4 protein-coding genes are annotated in these 3,763 nt (G+C 76.9%); 3 read left to right on the top strand and 1 reads right to left on the bottom strand.

From position 1 onward, the window contains the following. Positions 1–28: 28 nt before the first annotated feature. The gene (locus tag ABD308_RS00830; protein ID WP_344323157.1) at positions 29–1,009 is read left to right on the top strand and encodes a helix-turn-helix transcriptional regulator; all 981 of its coding nucleotides are present in this window, start codon (positions 29–31) and stop codon (positions 1,007–1,009) included. On the opposite strand, the gene ABD308_RS00835 is transcribed toward ABD308_RS00830, so the two are convergent. Beyond that, the gene (locus ABD308_RS00835; RefSeq protein WP_344323203.1) at positions 1,000–1,659 is read right to left on the bottom strand and encodes a DinB family protein; all 660 of its coding nucleotides are present in this window, start codon (positions 1,657–1,659) and stop codon (positions 1,000–1,002) included. The genes ABD308_RS00830 and ABD308_RS00835 overlap by 10 nt on opposite strands. 812 nt (positions 1,660–2,471) lie before the next feature. Here ABD308_RS00835 and ABD308_RS00840 point away from each other — a divergent pair. Together ABD308_RS00840 and ABD308_RS00845 are read left to right on the top strand one after the other, a co-directional pair. Beyond that, the gene (locus ABD308_RS00840; protein ID WP_344323169.1) at positions 2,472–3,161 is read left to right on the top strand and encodes a hypothetical protein; all 690 of its coding nucleotides are present in this window, start codon (positions 2,472–2,474) and stop codon (positions 3,159–3,161) included. Between the two features lies 1 nt (position 3,162). Continuing rightward, positions 3,163–3,763: Y-family DNA polymerase (locus tag ABD308_RS00845; RefSeq protein ID WP_486327001.1), on the top strand; the 601-nt coding region annotated here is incomplete at its 3' end.

Raw genomic sequence — 3,763 nt, forward strand, 5'->3', positions numbered from 1 at the left:
TGTCAGGTACGGGCGCCAGAATGGGCCCATGCGCGCCGACCGGCTCCTCGCCCTGCTGCTCCTGCTCCAGAACCGCGGCCGGATGACCGCCGGCGAACTCGCCGCCGAGCTGGAGGTGTCGGTCCGCACCGTCTACCGGGACGTCGAGGCGCTGGCCGCGTCCGGCGTCCCGGTCACCGCCGACCGGGGGCCCGAGGGCGGCTACCGGCTGATGGACGGCTACCGCACCCGGCTCACCGGGCTCACCGACGCCGAGGCCGACGCGCTCTTCCTCACCGGCGCCCCCGGACCGGCCCACGACCTCGGCCTCGGCGCCGTGCTGACCACCGCCCGGCTCAAGCTCCAGGCGGCGCTGCCCGCCGAACTCGCCGACCGCACCCGCCGCGTCGAGGACCGCTTCCACCTCGACGCCCCCGCCTGGTTCCGCGACGCCGACCCGGTCGCCCACCTCGCCCCGGTCGCCCGGGCGGTCTGGGAGCAGCGGGCGCTGCGCGTCCACTACCGCCGCTGGCGCGGCGAGGTGCACCGGGAACTGCACCCGCTGGGCCTCGTCCTCAAGGGCGGCATCTGGTACCTGGTCGCCGGCGCGGCGGGCGCCGACACCGCCGAGGCGGCCGTCCGCACCTACCGGGTCTCCCGGCTGCTCGCCGTCGAGGTCGCCGACGAGACCTTCGAACGTCCCGCCGGCTTCGACCTGGCCGCCCACTGGGCGGAGACCGCCCGCCGGCTGACCGACGCCCTCCACCAGCAGACCGCCCGCCTGCGGATCTCCCCGCAGGCCCGTCGGCTGCTCCCGATGCGGTTCGGCGCCGCCGGCACCCGGGCGCTGGACACGGCGGGGCCGCCCGACGCCGAGGGGTGGGTGGAGGTGGACCTCGCCGTCGAGAGCACGGCGGTGGCCGTCGGCGATCTGCTGCGGCTGGGCCCGGAGGCCGTGGTGCTCGGCCCGCCCGGGCTGCGCGAGGCCGTCGCGGACGCCGCCACCGCCGTCGCCGCCCGCTATGCCTGAGCCGAGTCCTGGACCTGTGCCCGCGTCTGTGCCTGCGCCTGTGCCCGCGTGCGCGCCCGGCCCTCGGCCGCCTGCCGGGCGGCCTGTTCGACGCGGTCCCGGTGGGCGGCCCACCAGTGCGCGTCGCCGGGAGCCGTGTTCTCCCCGTCCCGCCGCTGGCCGGTCGCGCCGTCGACGAGTTCGCGGACGATGTCGGCGTGCCCGGCGTGCCGCTGGGTCTCGGCGGTCATGTGGACGAGCCCGTGGTGCAGCGTCACCTCGCCGCGCCGGCCCCACGGCAGCCGGCCGACCGCGTCCAGCGGCAGCGCGGCTATCGTCGCGTCGGCGTGCGCGCAGGCCGCGCGGTACAGGTCGACGATCTGCTCGCGGCTCTCCTCCGGGGTCGCCCAGAAGTCGGAGTTCGGCTCGGCGTCCCCGGTGATCCACGGCCGGGGCGCGTCGAACGGCCGCCCGAAGGTCTCCCCGAAGTACAGCGCCTCCGCCGCCGTCGCGTGCTTCACCAGCCCCAGCAGATTGGTCCCGGTCGGCGTCAGCGGCCGGCGGATGTCGTACTCGGACAGCCCTTCGAGCTTCCACAGCAGCGCGTCCCGGGCGTCCTGCAGATAGACGAGCAGATCCTTCTTGAACGCAGCCGGCGTCTCTTCGGTCATGTCGGTCATGGCGGCCAGTCTGCCGCCGCCGCTCCCGTCGTACACCGGCTTTTCCGGCACGGTCAGCGGTCCCTGACGTTCCGTTGCGGCGCTCAGCGGCTCGCCGTCGATCAGCTCCACGGCCAGGTGGGCGACCGGGCGGGCGGCGGGTTCCGGCGGCGCGGCCGGGGCCGAAGTCGTACCCGCCGACGATGCCGGGGTGCCGCAGCCGGGCCATCACCCGGGCCTCGTCGTGGAACCGGTCGGCGAAGCCCGGTTCCTCCAGCAGCGCGGCCTTCAGGACCTTGACGGCCACGCGTGCGGTCGAGCACCTGGTCCCGGGCGGGCCGGACATCGCCCATCGAACCGCCGCCGAGCCACTCGTCCAGCCGGTAGCGGTCACCGAGCGTGGTGCCACGCGTGATTCTCCTCGACCTCGTTTCGTCCTCGCCGCCGCCGGGGCCCCGGTCGGCCCACGGTCGCCCCCGGCAGATCTTGCCGGGTGGAAAGAGACACCGACTTGGCGTGGGCGCCGAAAGACCTCGGGGCCGGGCCGGGCTGTCAACGCACGGCCGCAGCCGCGCCGGCCTCGCCGAGCCGAGGCCCCCAGGGTGGCCGCCCCGCAGCGCACCCGGTTCTCCCCCGTCGCCCACCGCGGGGCCCCCTCGCCCCCTCCCCTCGCCGTCCGCCGGGCTCGGCGAGTGCGGAGGGTGACGGGTGGGGTGGGCGATTCGGACTTGAATCTTTACGAACGAATGTTCGATCCTGGGGGTGTGCCCGTTTTCGAATCTGTTTTCGAATCCACCGTCGACCGGAAGCCCGTGCTCCGACCGGTGGCGTCGAGTGCTGCCCCCGGGCGGGGGCTGCTGCCGGTGGTGCCCGCACTGCGGGGGCTGCTGCCGGAGGGCGGGCTGCGGCGGGGCGCGGCGGTGTCGGTGGCGGGCGGGGACGCGGGGCTGCTGCTGGCGTTGGCCGCCGGGGTGCGGGAGACCGACGGCGGCTGGGCCGCGGCGGTCGGGCTGCCGGACCTCGGGCTGGCCGCGGCCGCCGGGTACGGCCTGGACCTGCGGCGGCTGCTGGTGGCCGACGACCCCGGACCGCACTGGGCCGAGGTGGTGTCCGTGCTGGCCGGCGCCGTCGAACTGATCATGGTGCGCCCGGACGGCCCGGTGCCGCCGAACCTGGCCGCCCGGCTGACCGCCGTGCTGCGGCGCAGCGGCTGTGTGCTGCTGGTGGCCGGGCCGTGGCCGGGGGCCGGGCTGCGGCTGGGCGTGCGCTCCGGGCGCTGGTTCGGGCTGGGGGACGGGCACGGGCGGCTCGCCGGGCGGCAGGTGGAGGTGGTGGCCGAGGGGCGCGGCTCGGCGGGGCTCGGGCGGACGGCCCGGCTCTGGCTGCCGGACGCGCACGGCGCGGTGCGGACCGTGGAGGAGACGGTCGGCGCCGGGACGGTGGATGTGGACGTGGTGGGGGAGGACGCGGTGTCGGGGGCCGGGGTGGGCCTCGACCGTATGGCGGTGGTGTGAGATGACCGGCGAAGAGGTGGCCGGGTCCACCGGGGCGGGTGACGCGGTCACCCCCCGGGTGCTGGTGGTGTGGTGTCCGGACTGGCCGGTGGTGGCCGTCGAGCGCGCACGGGAGGAGGCTGGGGACCGGGACGTGCCGGTGGCGGTGGTCGAGGGCGGCCGGGTGCTGGCCTGCTCGGCGGCGGCCCGGGCCGCCGGGGTGCGGCAGGGGCAGCGGCTCAAGCTTGCCCAGCGGCTCTGCCCGGCGCTGGAGCTGCGCGACCGCGACCCGGAGGCGGAGGCCCGGCGGTTCGAGCCGGTGGTCGCGGCGGTGGAGGCGTTCACCCCCCGGGTGGAGGTGCTGCGCCCGGGGCTGTGCGCGATCCCGGTGAAGGGGCCGGCCCGCTACTTCGGCGGGGAGGAGGCCCTGGCGGCGAAGGTCCAGGGGGCGGTCACGGCCGCCCTGGCGGCGTCGGCGGCGGTTGCGGGCCCCCTGGCGGACCCCGTGCACCCGCCGGACCAGTCCCACCCGGCGCACCAGTCATACCCAGCACACCAGACACTCCAGACGCACCCGGCGGACACGGAGCCGATCGGGAGCCGCGACGGCGCCGAGGCCGGCC

Origin of the sequence: Kitasatospora putterlickiae (assembly GCF_039527695.1) — a bacterium.
Classification (GTDB): domain Bacteria; phylum Actinomycetota; class Actinomycetes; order Streptomycetales; family Streptomycetaceae; genus Kitasatospora; species Kitasatospora putterlickiae.